Below are 15,547 nucleotides of genomic sequence, written 5' to 3' on the forward strand. Positions count from 1 at the left end.
CCGGAACGCTCTGGTTCCGGCCACCCCGGCGGCACGTTTCTGCTCAGCTGTCCGAAGGGGTCAGCCCTCGTCGTGGGAGACCGCGCGGCGCGCGTCCGCGTCCAGGACGCCCCAGCTGATCAGCTGCTCGGTGAGGACCGAGGGCGACTGGTCGTAGATGACGGCGAGGGTGCGCAGGTCGTCCTGGCGGATCGACAGCACCTTGCCGTTGTAGTCGCCGCGCTGGGACTGGATCGTCGCCGCGTAGCGCTGCAGGGGGCCCGCCTTCTCGGCCGGCACATGGGCAAGGCGCTCAAGGTCGAGAACCAGCTTGGGCGGCGGCTCGGCGGCCCCGCCCGGCGTGGTGCCCGGAAGCAGCTCCTGCACCGGAACCCCGTAGAAGTCCGCCAGCTCCGCGAGGCGCTGCACGGTGACGGCGCGGTCGCCGCGCTCGTACGAACCGACCACGACCGCCTTCCAGCGTCCCTGGGACTTCTCCTCGACGCCGTGGAGGGAAAGGCCCTGCTGGGTGCGGATGGCCCGGAGCTTGGCCCCGAGCTGCTTGGCGTATTCGCTGGACATATAGCTCCCCGGACGCTGTATCAACGTGCGGCTCCGCCGCGCGGCTGGTGACTCTTGTGACTCACAGTGAGGTTACGCAGCGTTACTCTTCCCCGTCAAGCCGAACGGTCCCGGCCGGCCCTTCCGTGGGAGTCACCCGACGTGGCTCGAAGGGTGGTGATCAGGTGCGTTGCCGGGCTGGTACCGTGGATGGCGCAATTCCGACGTCCTTTAATGATCCGTCCCGTGAGGCGGAGAAGGAGGTCCGTTTCGTATGGACACAGAGCAGGACAAGCAGCAGTACGAAGCCGGTGCCCGGGCCGTTCTCGAAGCCCCCGACATCGCGCGGGTGCTGACCCGCATCGCCCACGAGATCGTCGAGCGCGCCAAGGGCGCCGACGACGTGGTACTTCTCGGCATTCCGACCCGAGGCGTCTTCCTGGGCCGCAGACTGGCCGACAAGCTCGAAGAGATCACCGGTCGCAAGACCCCGGTCGGCTCCCTCGACATCACCATGTACCGCGACGACCTGCGCATGCACCCGCCGCGTGCGCTGGCCCGCACCGAGATTCCCGGTGACGGCATCGACGGCCGCCTGGTCGTCCTCGTCGACGACGTGCTCTTCTCCGGCCGCACCATCCGCGCCGCCCTCGACGCCCTGAACGACATCGGGCGTCCCCGCGCCGTGCAGCTCGCGGTCCTCGTCGACCGCGGCCACCGCGAACTGCCCATCCGCGCCGACTACGTCGGCAAGAACCTCCCCACGTCGTTGCGGGAGACGGTCAAGGTCCAGCTCGCCGAGGAGGACGGTCGCGACACCGTGCTGCTCGGTGCGAAGCGGACCTCCCCGGACGCACAGCAGTAGCCCTCCGGCGTACGTCACAGTCGTACGCCCCCGAGTGCTCCTCCACGCGCCCGTATGCCCGAATCCTCCCGACCTGAACTGCCTTACGGAGCCTGACAGATGCAGCGTCATCTCATCTCGGCCGCCGACCTCACCCGCGACGACGCCGTCCTGATCCTCGACACCGCCGAGGAGATGGCCCGGGTCGCCGACCGGCCGATCAAGAAGCTGCCGACCTTGCGCGGCCGCACCGTCGTCAACCTCTTCTTCGAGGACTCGACCCGGACCCGGATCTCCTTCGAGGCCGCAGAGAAGCGCCTCTCCGCCGACGTCATCAACTTCACCGCCAAGGGCTCCTCGGTGTCGAAGGGCGAGTCCCTGAAGGACACCGCCCAGACCCTGGAAGCCATGGGCGTCGACGCCGTCGTCATCCGGCACGGCGCCTCCGGTGCCCCCTACCGGCTCGCCACCTCCGGCTGGATCGACGCCGCCGTCATCAACGCCGGTGACGGCACTCACCAGCACCCCACCCAGGCCCTGCTCGACGCCTTCACCATGCGCCGCCGCCTCGTCGGCCGGGACGCCGGGATCGGCCAGGACCTGTCCGGCAAGCGCATCACGATCGTCGGCGACATCCTGCACAGCCGCGTCGCCCGCTCCAACGTCGACCTGCTGCACACCCTCGGCGCCGAGGTCACCCTCGTCGCCCCGCCCACCCTGGTGCCGGTCGGCGTGCAGACCTGGCCCTGCGAGATCTCGTACGACCTCGACAGCACGCTCTCGAAGTCCGACGCGGTGATGATGCTGCGCGTGCAGCGCGAGCGGATGAACGCGGCGTTCTTCCCGACCGAGCGCGAGTACTCGCGCCGCTACGGCCTCGACGGCGAACGCATGGCGAAAATGCCCGAGCACGCCATCGTGATGCACCCCGGCCCGATGGTCCGCGGCATGGAGATCACCGCCGAGGTCGCCGACTCCGAGCGCTGCACCGTCGTCGAGCAGGTCGCCAACGGCGTCTCGATCCGGATGGCCGTGCTCTACCTGCTCCTTGGCGGCAACGAGCCCGCCGTCACCCACACCCGTACCGAGGAGAAGTAAGTCCATGAGCAAGATCCTGATCCGTGGTGCGAAGGTGCTCGGGGGCGAGCCGCAGGACGTCCTGATCGACGGTCGGACCATCGCCGAGGTGGGCGTGGGTCTCAGCGCCGAGGGCGCCGAGGTCGTCGAGGCCGAGGGCAAGGTGCTGCTGCCGGGGCTCGTCGACCTGCACACGCATCTGCGTGAGCCCGGTCGCGAGGACTCCGAGACCGTCCTGACCGGCACCCGGGCGGCGGCCGGTGGTGGCTATACCGCCGTGTTCGCCATGGCCAACACCTTCCCCGTCGCCGACACCGCCGGTGTCGTCGAGCAGGTCTACCGGCTGGGCCAGGAGCACGGCTACTGCGACGTGCAGCCCATCGGCGCCGTCACCGTCGGCCTGGAGGGCAAGAAGCTCGCCGAGCTGGGCGCGATGCACGACTCCGCGGCCGGCGTCACGGTCTTCTCGGACGACGGCAAGTGCGTCGACGACGCGGTGATCATGCGCCGCGCGCTGGAGTACGTGAAGGCCTTCGGCGGCGTCGTCGCGCAGCACGCGCAGGAGCCGCGGCTCACCGAAGGCGCCCAGATGAACGAGGGTGTCGTCTCCGCGGAGCTGGGGCTCGGTGGCTGGCCGGCGGTGGCCGAGGAATCGATCATCGCCCGGGACGTCCTGCTCGCCGAGCACGTCGGCTCGCGCGTGCACATCTGCCACCTGTCGACCGCCGGCAGCGTCGAGATCGTGCGCTGGGCCAAGTCCCGCGGCATCGACGTCACCGCCGAGGTCACCCCGCACCACCTGCTCCTCACCGACGAACTGGTGCGCACCTACAACCCGGTCTACAAGGTCAACCCGCCGCTGCGCACCGAGCGGGACGTGATGGCCCTGCGCGAGGCGCTCGCCGACGGCACGATCGACATCGTCGCAACCGACCACGCGCCGCACCCGCACGAGGACAAGGACTGCGAGTGGGCCGCCGCCGCCATGGGCATGGTGGGCCTGGAGACCGCGCTGTCCGTCGTCCAGCAGACGATGGTCGAGACCGGACTGCTCGACTGGGCCGGCGTCGCCGACCGCATGTCCGTCAAGCCCGCGCAGATCGGCCGGGCCGCGGGCCACGGCCGTCCCGTCTCGGCAGGTGAGCCCGCCAACCTCACGCTCGTCGACACGGCATACCGTGGGGCCGTGGACCCCGCGGGCTTCGCCTCGCGCAGCCGCAACACCCCCTATGAGGGCCGTGAGCTGCCGGGCCGGGTCACGCACACCTGGCTGCGGGGCAAGGCCACCCTCGTCGACGGGAAGCTCGCGTGACACCTCTCATCTCGATGGCCGCCGAATCCCTGGCGGCCGAACAGAAGTCGGCGGCAGTGACCGACTGGGCCGCCCGGGTCGGCTGGCTCGTCGGCCTCGCCCTCTTCGTCGCGCTCGTCTACTGGCTGATGCGCGAGGGCTGGAAGTGGCGCGGCACCCTCCAGGGTGATCTGCCTCAGCTGCCCACCGCGCCGTCCGAGCCCGGTCCGGCGAAACTGACGATGAGCGGTCGCTACCACGGCTCCACCACCGCGGGGCAGTGGCTCGACCGCATCGTGGCGCACGGCCTGGGCACCCGCAGCCGGGTCGAGCTGACCCTGACGGAGGCGGGCCTGGATGTCGTACGCCCGGGAGCGGCCGACTTCTTCGTCCCGGCCGAGGCGCTGCGCGAGGCCCGGCTCGACAAGGGCATCGCCGGCAAGGTCCTCACCGAGGGCGGACTCCTCGTCGTCACCTGGGCACACGGCGACAAGCTGCTCGACTCCGGCTTCCGCTCGGACCGCGCGGCCGAGCACAACGAGTGGGTCGACACCCTGAACAGCATGATCAGCAAGAGCATCGACACGGAAGGCGCACGATGACGACCTCCACCCAGGGGAACGCCTCGCAGAGGAAAAAGGCGTCTCCCGCCGTACTCGTCCTGGAGGACGGCCGGATCTTCCACGGCCGTGCCTACGGGGCCGTGGGGGAGACCTTCGGCGAAGCGGTGTTCTCCACCGGCATGACCGGCTACCAGGAGACCCTCACCGACCCGTCGTACCACCGCCAGGTCGTCGTGATGACCGCCCCGCACGTCGGCAACACCGGCGTCAACGACGAGGACCCCGAGTCGCAGCGGATCTGGGTCGCGGGCTATGTCGTACGGGACCCCGCGCGCGTGCCCTCCAACTGGCGCTCCCGGCGCTCGCTGGACGAGGAGCTGCGCACGCAGGGTGTCGTCGGGATCTCCGGCATCGACACCCGCGCGCTCACCCGTCACCTGCGTGAGCGCGGTGCCATGCGGGTCGGCATCTTCTCCGGGAACGCGCTGCCCGACGAGGGCACGATGCTCGCCGAGGTCCGCCAGGCGCCCGAGATGAAGGGCGCGAACCTGGCCGCCGAGGTCGCCACGAAGGAGACGTATGTCGTCCCCGCGATCGGCACGAAGCGCTTCACCGTCGCCGCTGTCGACCTGGGCATCAAGGGCATGACCCCGCACCGGATGGCCGAGCGCGGCATCGAGGTGCACGTGCTGCCCGCGACGGCCACGACCGAGGACGTGTACGCGGTCGATCCCGACGGCGTGTTCTTCTCCAACGGTCCCGGTGACCCGGCGACCGCCGACGGTCCGGTCGCGGTGATGCGGGACGTGCTGGCGCGCAGGACGCCGCTCTTCGGCATCTGCTTCGGCAACCAGATCCTGGGCCGCGCGCTCGGCTTCGGCACGTACAAGCTCAAGTACGGCCACCGCGGTATCAACCAGCCGGTGCAGGACCGTACGACCGGCAAGGTCGAGGTCACCGCGCACAACCACGGCTTCGCCGTCGACGCCCCGCTCGACAAGGTGTCCGACACCCCCTACGGCCGCGCCGAGGTCTCCCACGTCTGCCTGAACGACGACGTGGTGGAGGGCCTCCAGCTGCTCGACCAGCCGGCCTTCAGCGTCCAGTACCACCCCGAAGCGGCAGCGGGCCCGCACGACGCCGCCTACCTGTTCGACCGCTTCGTATCCCTGATGGAGGGCCAGCGTGCCTAAGCGCACCGATATCCAGTCCGTCCTGGTCATCGGCTCCGGCCCGATCGTCATCGGTCAGGCCGCCGAGTTCGACTACTCCGGCACCCAGGCGTGCCGCATCCTGCGCGCCGAGGGCCTCAGGGTCATCCTCGTCAACTCCAACCCGGCGACGATCATGACCGACCCGGAGATCGCCGACGCCACCTACGTCGAGCCGATCACCCCGGAGTTCGTCGAGAAGATCATCGCCAAGGAGCGCCCGGACGTCCTGCTGCCGACGCTCGGCGGCCAGACGGCCCTCAACACCGCGATCTCCATGCACGAGCAGGGTGTGCTGGAGAAGTACGGCGTCGAGCTGATCGGCGCCAACGTCGAGGCGATCAACAAGGGTGAGGACCGCGACCTCTTCAAGGGCGTCGTCGAGGCCGTCCGCGCGAAGATCGGGCACGGCGAGTCCGCCCGGTCCGTGATCTGCCACTCCATGGACGACGTGCTCGCGGGCGTCGAGACGCTCGGCGGCTACCCCGTCGTCGTCCGCCCCTCCTTCACCATGGGCGGCGCCGGCTCCGGCTTCGCCCACGACGAGGAGGAGCTGCGCCGGATCGCCGGTCAGGGCCTCACGCTCTCCCCGACCACCGAGGTGCTCCTGGAGGAGTCCATCCTCGGCTGGAAGGAGTACGAGCTGGAGCTGATGCGCGACAAGAACGACAACGTCGTGGTCGTCTGCTCCATCGAGAACTTCGATCCCATGGGCGTCCACACCGGGGACTCCATCACCGTTGCCCCGGCGATGACGCTGACCGACCGTGAGTACCAGCGACTGCGCGACATCGGCATCGCGATCATCCGCGAGGTCGGCGTCGACACCGGCGGCTGCAACATCCAGTTCGCGGTCAACCCCGTCGACGGCCGCATCATCGTCATCGAGATGAACCCGCGCGTCTCGCGGTCCTCGGCGCTCGCCTCCAAGGCCACCGGCTTCCCGATCGCCAAGATCGCGGCCAAGCTCGCCGTCGGCTACACGCTCGACGAGATCCCGAACGACATCACGGAGAAGACCCCGGCCTCCTTCGAGCCGACGCTCGACTACGTCGTCGTCAAGGCCCCGCGGTTCGCCTTCGAGAAGTTCCCCTCGGCGGACTCGACCCTGACGACCACCATGAAGTCGGTCGGCGAGGCCATGGCGATCGGCCGCAACTTCACCGAGGCGCTGCAGAAGGCGCTGCGGTCGCTGGAGAAGAAGGGCTCGCAGTTCACGTTCGTGGGCGAGCCCGGCGACAAGAAGCTGCTGCTCGAAGAGGCCGCACGTCCGACCGACGGGCGCATCAACTCCGTCATGCAGGCCATCCGCGCGGGCGCCACGCCCGAGGAGGTCTTCGAGTCGACGAAGATCGACCCGTGGTTCGTCGACCAGCTCTTCCTGATCAAGGAGATCGCGGACGAGCTGGCCGCCGCGGACAAGCTCGACCCCGAGCTGCTGGCGGAGGCCAAGCGGCACGGCTTCTCCGACGTTCAGATCGCCGGGATCCGCGGGCTGCGCGAGGACGTCGTGCGCGAGGTGCGGCACGCGCTCGGCGTGCGCCCGGTGTACAAGACGGTCGACACCTGCGCCGCCGAGTTCGCGGCCAGGACGCCGTACTTCTACTCCTCGTACGACGAGGAGACGGAGGTCGCCCCGCGCGAGAAGCCGGCCGTCATCATCCTGGGCTCCGGCCCGAACCGCATCGGCCAGGGCATCGAGTTCGACTACTCCTGCGTCCACGCCTCCTTCGCGCTGAGCGACGCGGGCTACGAGACCGTGATGGTCAACTGCAACCCGGAGACGGTCTCGACCGACTACGACACCTCCGACCGCCTGTACTTCGAGCCGCTCACGCTCGAGGACGTGCTGGAGATCGTGCACGCGGAGACGCTGGCCGGTCCGGTCGCGGGCGTGATCGTGCAGCTCGGCGGTCAGACGCCACTGGGTCTGGCGCAGGCGCTCAAGGACAACGGCGTTCCGGTGGTGGGCACGTCGCCCGAGGCGATCCACGCCGCCGAGGACCGCGGCGCCTTCGGGCAGGTGCTGGCGGACGCCGGACTGCCGGCGCCCAAGCACGGCACCGCCACGACCTTCGCCGGGGCCAAGGCCATCGCGGACGAGATCGGCTACCCCGTCCTCGTCCGGCCGTCGTACGTGCTCGGCGGGCGCGGGATGGAGATCGTGTACGACGAGACGCGGCTGTCCTCGTACATCGCCGAGTCGACCGAGATCAGCCCCTCCCGGCCCGTCCTGGTCGACCGGTTCCTCGACGACGCGATCGAGATCGACGTCGACGCCCTGTACGACGGTGAGGAGCTCTACCTCGGCGGCGTCATGGAGCACATCGAGGAGGCCGGCATCCACTCCGGCGACTCGGCGTGCGCACTGCCGCCGATCACTCTCGGCGGGTTCGACATCAAGCGCCTGCGGGCTTCCACCGAGGCCATCGCCAAGGGTGTCGGGGTGCGCGGACTGATCAACATCCAGTTCGCGATGGCGGGCGACATCCTGTACGTCCTCGAAGCCAACCCGCGTGCCTCGCGTACGGTCCCCTTCACCTCGAAGGCGACCGCGGTGCCGCTGGCGAAGGCCGCCGCCCGTATCTCGCTGGGCGCGACCGTCGCCGAACTGCGGGCGGAGGGACTGCTCCCGGCCAACGGCGACGGCGGCACGCTGCCGCTCGACGCGCCGATCTCCGTCAAGGAGGCCGTCATGCCGTGGTCGCGCTTCCGCGACATCCACGGGCGCGGCGTCGACACGGTGCTCGGCCCGGAGATGCGCTCCACGGGTGAAGTCATGGGCATCGACTCGGTGTTCGGTACGGCGTACGCCAAGTCGCAGGCGGGCGCGTACGGCCCGCTGCCGACGAAGGGCCGCGCCTTCATCTCCGTCGCCAATCGCGACAAGCGCTCGATGATCTTCCCGGCGCGTGAGCTCGTCGCGCACGGCTTCGAGTTGCTCGCCACGTCCGGCACGGCCGAGGTGCTCAAGCGCAACGGCATCAACGCCACGGTCGTACGCAAGCAGAGCGAGGGCGAGGGCCCGAACGGCGAGAAGACCATCGTCCAGCTCATCCACGAGGGCGAGGTCGACCTCATCGTCAACACGCCGTACGGCACCGGTGGCCGCCTCGACGGTTACGACATCCGTACGGCGGCCGTGGCCCGGTCCGTCCCGTGCCTCACGACGGTCCAGGCGCTCGCCGCCGCCGTCCAGGGCATCGACGCGCTCAACCACGGTGACGTGGGCGTGCGTTCACTCCAGGAACACGCGGAGCATCTGACCGCGGCCCGCGACTAGCAGCCCCGAGGGGGACATCGGAAACGGTGTCCCCCTCTTCATGAGGCTCATGAGGCTTCAAGAGGACACTGAGACATGTACAAGCTTTTCTTCAACCTCGTCTTCAAGCGCATGGACCCGGAGCAGGCGCACCACCTCGCCTTCCGCTGGATCCGGCTCGCCGCCCGCGTCCCCGTCCTGCGGACCTTCGTCGCCGCCGCGCTCGCGCCCCGCCACAAGGAACTGCGCACCGAGGCCTTCGGGCTCCGGATGCACGGCCCGTTCGGACTCGCCGCGGGCTTCGACAAGAACGCCGTCGCCATCGACGGCATGTCGATGCTCGGCTTCGACCACATCGAGATCGGCACGGTCACGGGGGAGCCGCAGCCCGGCAACCCCAAGAAGCGCCTGTTCCGCCTTGTGCCGGACCGCGCGCTGATCAACCGCATGGGGTTCAACAACGAGGGCTCCGCGGCCGTCAGCGAGCGCCTGGCGGCCCGTACGCCGGTCTTCCGGACCGTCGTGGGCGTCAACATCGGCAAGACCAAGGTGGTACCGGAGGCCGAGGCCGCCGCCGACTACGTGAAGTCGACCGAGCGCCTCGCCGCGCACGCCGACTACCTCGTGGTCAACGTCAGCTCCCCGAACACCCCCGGTCTGCGCAACCTCCAGGCCACCGAGTCGCTGCGACCGCTGCTGACCGCGGTACGCGAGGCTGCCGACCGCGCGGTCACCGACCGGCGCGTGCCGCTGCTCGTCAAGATCGCTCCCGACCTCGCCGACGAGGACATCGACGCGGTCGCCGACCTCGCCGTCGAACTCGGCCTGGACGGGATCATCGCCACGAACACCACCATCGCGCGTGAGGGACTCGGTCTGACGTCCGGACCCACGCTCGTCAAGGAGACCGGCGGGCTCTCCGGTGCGCCGCTGAAAGCACGCTCCCTGGAGGTGCTGCGCCGCCTCTACGCGCGCGTGGGCGACCGGATCACCCTGGTGGGCGTCGGCGGCATCGAGAACGCCGAGGACGCCTGGCAGCGCATCCTGGCCGGCGCCACGCTGGTCCAGGGCTACAGCGCCTTCATCTACGAGGGCCCGTTCTGGGGCCGCGCCATCCACAAGGGGCTCGCGGCACGCCTGCGTACGAGCCCGTACGCCACCCTCGCCGACGCGGTCGGCGCCGACGTGAGGAAGACGGCATGAGTGCTCTGGAACCGTTCGGCGCCCGACTGCGCCGCGCCATGGACGAGCGCGGCCCCCTGTGCGTGGGCATCGACCCGCACGCGTCCCTGCTCGCGGACTGGGGCCTCGGCGACGACATCGCGGGCCTGGAGCGCTTCAGCCGCACCGTCGTCGAGGCGCTGGCCGACCGGGTCGCCGTCCTCAAGCCGCAGAGCGCGTTCTTCGAGCGCTTCGGGTCGCGCGGGGTCGCCGTCCTGGAGAAGTCCGTCGAGGAGGCGCGGGCGGCCGGGGCGCTGGTCGTGATGGACGCCAAGCGCGGCGACATCGGCTCGACCATGGCCGCGTACGCGGAGACCTTCCTGCGCAAGGACGCGCCGCTGTTCTCGGACGCGCTGACCGTGTCGCCGTATCTGGGCTACGGATCGCTGAAGCCCGCGGTGGAGCTGGCGCGCGAGAGCGGGGCCGGGCTCTTCGTGCTCGCGCTCACCTCCAACCCGGAGGGCGGCGAGGTGCAGCACGCGGTCCGGGCGGACGGCCGGAACGTCGGAGCGACCATGCTCGGGCACCTGGCCGCCGAGAACGCGGGGGAGAAAACGCTCGGCTCCTTCGGCGCCGTCGTCGGGGCCACGCTGGGCGATCTCTCCTCGTACGACCTGGACATCAACGGGCCGCTCCTCGCGCCCGGTATCGGCGCCCAGGGGGCGACGGCGGCCGACCTTGCGGGGGTCTTCGGCCCGGCGGTGCGCAATGTCGTCCCGAACGTGAGCCGGGGTGTTCTGCGTCACGGTCCCGACGTGGTCGCGCTGCGCGAGTCCGCCGAGCGCTTCGCGGAGGAGATCAGGGCGGCCCTGGCGGCCGTCTGAGTCCTCCGAGAGCCGCTCGACAGTCCTCCGATGAGTGTCTTTGGAGCGGCTCGAGTCTGAATACATTCTCAAATCCGGGGCAGTATGTCGGAAATGTCCGGCTCCAGGGAGGCTGACCAGGACTTTTCCGCTGTTCTCGCTGACTCTGGCGGACTTGCCCGCTAGTCTCCGTCGAGTGGGGCACCTCCCACGCCCTCTAGGTAGTGGGGGAGAACGGGCAAGCGTGTTGCTCGTAGCTCCCAGGTGTGGGGCGACTAGGTTCCTCACCGGTCCGTATCCGACAGTTCGACATCCGAGGTGACGTAGGCGTGGCTCTTCCGCCCCTTACCCCTGAACAGCGCGCAGCCGCGCTCGAAAAGGCCGCCGCGGCTCGCCGGGAGCGGGCCGAGGTCAAGAATCGACTCAAGCACTCCGGCGCCTCCCTTCACGAGGTCATCAAGCAGGGCCAGGAGAACGACGTCATCGGCAAGATGAAGGTCTCCGCTCTGCTGGAGTCCCTGCCGGGCGTGGGCAAGGTCCGCGCCAAGCAGATCATGGAGCGACTCGGGATCTCCGAGAGCCGCCGCGTGCGCGGCCTCGGCTCGAACCAGATCGCTTCTCTGGAGCGTGAGTTCGGCGGCTCCGGAGCCTGAGTCCTGGGCATACCGGGATTGCTGGAATAATCGCTGCATGAGTGAACGTCCGCGGCTGACCGTGCTCTCCGGCCCCTCAGGGGTTGGCAAGAGCACGGTCGTCGCTCATATGCGCAAGGAACACCCCGAGGTCTGGCTCTCGGTGTCGGCGACGACCCGCAAGCCGCGCCCCGGGGAGAAGCACGGGGTCCACTACTTTTTCGTCTCCGACGAGGAGATGGACAAGCTGATCGCCAACGGCGAGCTCCTGGAGTGGGCCGAATTCGCCGGCAATCGCTACGGGACGCCCCGCGCGGCCGTCCTGGAGCACTTGGAAGCGGGTGTGCCGGTCCTCCTGGAGATCGACCTCCAGGGCGCCCGACAGGTCCGCGAGTCCATGTCGGAGGCCCTGCTCGTGTTCCTGGCCCCTCCCTCCTGGGAGGAGCTGGTGCGCAGGCTCACCGGGCGGGGCACCGAACCGCCCGAGGTCATCGAGCGCCGTCTGGAGGCCGCCAAGATCGAGCTGGCGGCCGAGCCGGAGTTCGATGTCACCCTGGTCAACACCTCCGTCGAGGATGTAGCGCGTGAGCTGCTAGCCTTGATGGAAGTTGTTTGATCTTTCTGGTCATTTTCCACCTTTCGGAAGGCAGAGCGTGTCCTCTTCCATCACCGCTCCCGAGGGCATCATCAACCCTCCGATCGACGAGCTCCTCGAGGCCACCGACTCGAAGTACAGCCTCGTGATCTACGCGGCCAAGCGCGCCCGTCAGATCAACGCGTACTACTCGCAGCTCGGCGAGGGCCTCCTCGAGTACGTCGGTCCGCTCGTCGACACCCACGTCCACGAGAAGCCGCTCTCCATCGCCCTGCGTGAGATCAACGCGGGTCTGCTGACGTCCGAGGCCGTCGAGGGCCCCGCGCAGTAGTCGTTCCTTCGCTCATCCCAGGCCCGGCGGCGCGACTGCCGGGCCTGTGGTGTGTCATGGAGTCGTACTGGAGTCGTACGTTTTCCGAGCTCGGGGAGAGACGGTGGACAAGCCGAAGGTCGTGCTGGGGGTCAGCGGTGGCATCGCCGCGTACAAGGCCTGTGAGCTGTTGCGTCGTCTGACCGAGTCCGGTCATGACGTACGAGTCGTCCCCACCGAGTCGGCGCTGCACTTCGTCGGCGCCGCGACCTGGTCCGCGCTCTCCGGCCACCCCGTCTCGACGGAGGTCTGGTCGGACGTCCACGAGGTCCCGCACGTCCGGATCGGGCAGCACGCCGACCTGGTCGTCGTGGCTCCCGCGACGGCCGACATGCTGGCCAAGGCCGCCCACGGCCTCGCCGACGACCTCCTGACGAACACCCTGCTCACCGCCCGCTGTCCGGTCGTCTTCGCGCCCGCCATGCACACCGAGATGTGGGAGCACCCGGCCACCCAGGAGAACGTGGCGACGCTGCGCCGCAGGGGAGCCGTCGTCATCGAGCCCGCGGTGGGGCGCCTGACGGGCGTCGACACCGGCAAGGGGCGGCTGCCCGAGCCCGGAGAGATCTTCGAGGTCTGTCGCCGGGTGCTCGCGCGGGGCGTGGCCGAGCCGGATCTCGCCGGCCGGCATGTCGTCGTCAGCGCGGGCGGCACGCGCGAGCCTCTCGACCCGGTCCGCTTCCTCGGCAACCGCTCCTCCGGCAAGCAGGGCTACGCCCTCGCGCGCACCGCCGCCGCGCGGGGCGCCCGGGTGACCCTGATCGCCGCGAACACCGGCTTGCCGGATCCGGCCGGGGTGGACGTCGTCCAGGTCGGGACCGCCGTGCAGCTGCGCGAGGCGGTGCTGAAGGCGGCCTCGGACGCCGACGCCGTGGTGATGGCGGCGGCGGTGGCGGACTTCCGTCCCGCGGCCTACGCCGCCGGAAAGATCAAGAAGAAGGACGGCCAGGAACCGGAGCCGGTCGTTCTGGTGCGCAACCCGGACATCCTCGCGGAGATCTCGGCAGACCGCGCACGCCCCGACCAGATCGTGGTCGGCTTCGCCGCCGAGACGGACGACGTACTCGCCAACGGTCGTACGAAGCTGGAGCGCAAGGGCTGCGACCTCCTCGTCGTGAACGAGGTGGGGGAGCGCAAGACCTTCGGTTCCGAGGAGAACGAGGCCGTCGTGCTCGGAGCCGACGGAAGTGAGATCCCGGTGCCGTACGGACCGAAGGAGGCGCTGGCCGATACCGTGTGGGATCTGGTGACGCGCCGACTGGGGTGAATGTCTCATTCGCCTCAACAGACGCAGCAAAGCGAGTGAAAACGGGCGTGGCGGCCCTGGCGGACCCGGATCGTCATGGCACAGAATGCCCGTGCCGCAGGTCACAGCGCTTCCGAGAAGCGAGACAGAGGGGCCTGTCGGCGAGCGCGACCGATAAACTGTTCTCGGACGACGCCGAGCGCAGCTCTCGCCCGTCCGCCCATGATCAGCCAGCAGCCGCTGCAACCACAGGGAGCGTTGTGTCCCGTCGCCTGTTCACCTCGGAGTCCGTGACCGAGGGTCACCCCGACAAGATCGCTGACCAGATCAGCGACACCATTCTCGACGCGCTTCTGCGGGAGGACCCGACGTCCCGGGTCGCCGTGGAGACGCTCATCACGACCGGCCTGGTGCATGTGGCCGGCGAGGTCACGACCAAGGCGTACGCGCCGATCGCCCAGCTCGTGCGAGACAAGATCCTGGAGATCGGCTACGACTCGTCGAAGAAGGGCTTCGACGGCGCGTCCTGTGGCGTCTCCGTGTCCATCGGCTCGCAGTCGCCGGACATCGCGCAGGGCGTCGACACGGCGTACGAGAACCGGGTCGAGGGCGACGACGACGAGCTGGACCGGCAGGGCGCGGGCGACCAGGGCCTGATGTTCGGTTACGCGACGGACGAGACCCCGGAGCTGATGCCGCTCCCGATCCACCTCGCGCACCGCCTCTCCCGCCGCCTCTCCGAGGTGCGCAAGAACGGCACGATCCCCTACCTCCGTCCCGACGGAAAGACCCAGGTCACCATCGAGTACGACGGTGACAAGGCGGTCCGCCTGGACACGGTCGTCGTCTCCTCGCAGCACGCGTCGGACATCGACCTGGACTCGCTCCTGGCGCCCGACATCCGCGAGTTCGTGGTCGAGCCGGAGCTCAAGGCCCTCCTCGACGACGGCATCAAGCTGGACACCGAGGGCTACCGCCTCCTGGTGAACCCGACCGGCCGCTTCGAGATCGGCGGCCCGATGGGCGACGCCGGCCTGACCGGCCGCAAGATCATCATCGACACGTACGGCGGCATGGCCCGCCACGGCGGCGGCGCCTTCTCCGGCAAGGACCCGTCCAAGGTCGACCGCTCGGCCGCGTACGCGATGCGCTGGGTCGCCAAGAACGTCGTCGCCGCGGGTCTCGCCTCCCGCTGCGAGGTCCAGGTCGCCTACGCGATCGGCAAGGCCGAGCCCGTCGGACTCTTCGTCGAGACCTTCGGCACCGCGAAGGTCGACGCGGAGAAGATCGAGACCGCCATCGCCGAGGTCTTCGACCTCCGCCCGGCGGCCATCATCCGCGACCTCGACCTGCTGCGCCCGATCTACTCCCAGACCGCCGCGTACGGCCACTTCGGCCGCGCCCTGCCGGACTTCACGTGGGAGCGGACGGACCGGGTGGAGCAGCTGCGCAAGGCCGTCGGTCTGTAGTTCTCCCGTTGTGCTGCGAGGCCCGGTGCCCCTTGGGGGGCGCCGGGCCTCGGTGTTTCAGGGTTCGCCACGGATCTCAGCGACCCGTGGCGGGTGTCGTGGAGCCCGGTGGTGTGGTCCCGCACGCAGTGGAGTCCCCCGCCCGCAGTGGAGCCCCCGCCCGCAGTGGAGCCCCCCGCCCGGCGCCATGGCTCCGCCTGCTTCGGTGGAGTGAGCCCAGGGCACGCGGTGAAACTGGATCATGGGCCGCTGCCGCTGCCGCTGCCGCTGCCGCTGCCGCTGCCGCTGCCGCTGCCGCTGCCGCTGCCGCTGCCGCTGCCGCTGCCGCTGCCGCTGCCGCCGCGTGGCAGCTGCGCGCACAGGGCCTTGGCGATCCGTGGGCGGCTTGATCTCGGGCGCGCGGCGCTGTCGGTGGGGTCTGGT

General features: G+C 69.7%; 14 protein-coding genes. 13 read left to right on the top strand and 1 reads right to left on the bottom strand.

Going from position 1 to position 15,547, the window contains the following annotated elements; translation table 11 throughout:
* Window positions 1–60: 60 nt before the first annotated feature.
* Entirely contained in the window at window positions 61–561 is a 501-nt protein-coding gene (gene bldD / locus ACFVXA_RS25430; protein WP_067366005.1) for a transcriptional regulator BldD, read from the bottom strand.
* 253 nt (window positions 562–814) lie between these two features.
* On the opposite strand from bldD, the gene pyrR reads away from it, so the two are divergent.
* The 13 genes from pyrR (at window position 815) to metK (ending at window position 15,124) form a co-directional block, all read left to right on the top strand.
* Window positions 815–1,405, top strand: coding sequence for a bifunctional pyr operon transcriptional regulator/uracil phosphoribosyltransferase PyrR (gene pyrR / locus ACFVXA_RS25435; protein WP_390026823.1), 591 nt, complete (start codon window positions 815–817; stop codon window positions 1,403–1,405).
* A gap of 99 nt (window positions 1,406–1,504) precedes the next feature.
* Window positions 1,505–2,482 (top strand): aspartate carbamoyltransferase catalytic subunit, encoded by a 978-nt coding sequence (locus tag ACFVXA_RS25440; RefSeq protein ID WP_362033810.1) that lies wholly within the window; start codon window positions 1,505–1,507, stop codon window positions 2,480–2,482.
* Between the two features lie 4 nt (window positions 2,483–2,486).
* Window positions 2,487–3,773, top strand: a complete 1,287-nt coding sequence (locus ACFVXA_RS25445; RefSeq protein WP_362033813.1) for a dihydroorotase — start codon at window positions 2,487–2,489, stop codon at window positions 3,771–3,773.
* A gap of 14 nt (window positions 3,774–3,787) precedes the next feature.
* Window positions 3,788–4,354, top strand: a complete 567-nt coding sequence (locus ACFVXA_RS25450; RefSeq protein WP_362033839.1) for a hypothetical protein — start codon at window positions 3,788–3,790, stop codon at window positions 4,352–4,354.
* The gene (gene carA, locus ACFVXA_RS25455; RefSeq protein WP_362033816.1) at window positions 4,351–5,508 is read left to right on the top strand and encodes a glutamine-hydrolyzing carbamoyl-phosphate synthase small subunit; all 1,158 of its coding nucleotides are present in this window, start codon (window positions 4,351–4,353) and stop codon (window positions 5,506–5,508) included. Before ACFVXA_RS25450 ends, carA begins: the two co-directional genes overlap by 4 nt.
* Window positions 5,501–8,809 (top strand): carbamoyl-phosphate synthase large subunit, encoded by a 3,309-nt coding sequence (gene carB, locus ACFVXA_RS25460; RefSeq protein WP_362033819.1) that lies wholly within the window; start codon window positions 5,501–5,503, stop codon window positions 8,807–8,809. The genes carA and carB overlap by 8 nt, the downstream gene beginning before the upstream one ends.
* Before the next feature lie 75 nt (window positions 8,810–8,884).
* Complete coding sequence (locus ACFVXA_RS25465; RefSeq protein WP_362033822.1) at window positions 8,885–9,991, top strand: quinone-dependent dihydroorotate dehydrogenase; 1,107 nt, start codon at window positions 8,885–8,887, stop codon at window positions 9,989–9,991.
* A complete protein-coding gene (gene pyrF, locus ACFVXA_RS25470) occupies window positions 9,988–10,833 on the top strand; it encodes an orotidine-5'-phosphate decarboxylase (RefSeq protein ID WP_390026826.1) in 846 nt (281 codons plus the stop codon). Before ACFVXA_RS25465 ends, pyrF begins: the two co-directional genes overlap by 4 nt.
* A 308-nt stretch (window positions 10,834–11,141) precedes the next feature.
* Window positions 11,142–11,465, top strand: coding sequence for an integration host factor (locus ACFVXA_RS25475; RefSeq protein ID WP_016638838.1), 324 nt, complete (start codon window positions 11,142–11,144; stop codon window positions 11,463–11,465).
* A gap of 37 nt (window positions 11,466–11,502) precedes the next feature.
* Window positions 11,503–12,060, top strand: a complete 558-nt coding sequence (gene gmk, locus ACFVXA_RS25480; protein ID WP_383741523.1) for a guanylate kinase — start codon at window positions 11,503–11,505, stop codon at window positions 12,058–12,060.
* A gap of 37 nt (window positions 12,061–12,097) precedes the next feature.
* Window positions 12,098–12,370 carry a DNA-directed RNA polymerase subunit omega gene (gene rpoZ, locus ACFVXA_RS25485; RefSeq protein WP_003982715.1) on the top strand — a complete coding sequence of 91 codons (273 nt, stop codon included), beginning with the start codon at window positions 12,098–12,100 and terminating at the stop codon, window positions 12,368–12,370.
* A gap of 103 nt (window positions 12,371–12,473) precedes the next feature.
* Window positions 12,474–13,676: a bifunctional phosphopantothenoylcysteine decarboxylase/phosphopantothenate--cysteine ligase CoaBC gene (gene coaBC, locus ACFVXA_RS25490; protein ID WP_362033832.1), complete on the top strand. Its 1,203-nt coding sequence runs from the start codon at window positions 12,474–12,476 to the stop codon at window positions 13,674–13,676.
* Between the two features lie 239 nt (window positions 13,677–13,915).
* Complete coding sequence (gene metK / locus ACFVXA_RS25495) at window positions 13,916–15,124, top strand: methionine adenosyltransferase (RefSeq protein ID WP_362033834.1); 1,209 nt, start codon at window positions 13,916–13,918, stop codon at window positions 15,122–15,124.
* The last annotated feature ends 423 nt before the right edge of the window (window positions 15,125–15,547 follow it).

This window comes from Streptomyces sp. NPDC058246 (assembly GCF_042881985.1).
Taxonomy (GTDB): domain Bacteria; phylum Actinomycetota; class Actinomycetes; order Streptomycetales; family Streptomycetaceae; genus Streptomyces.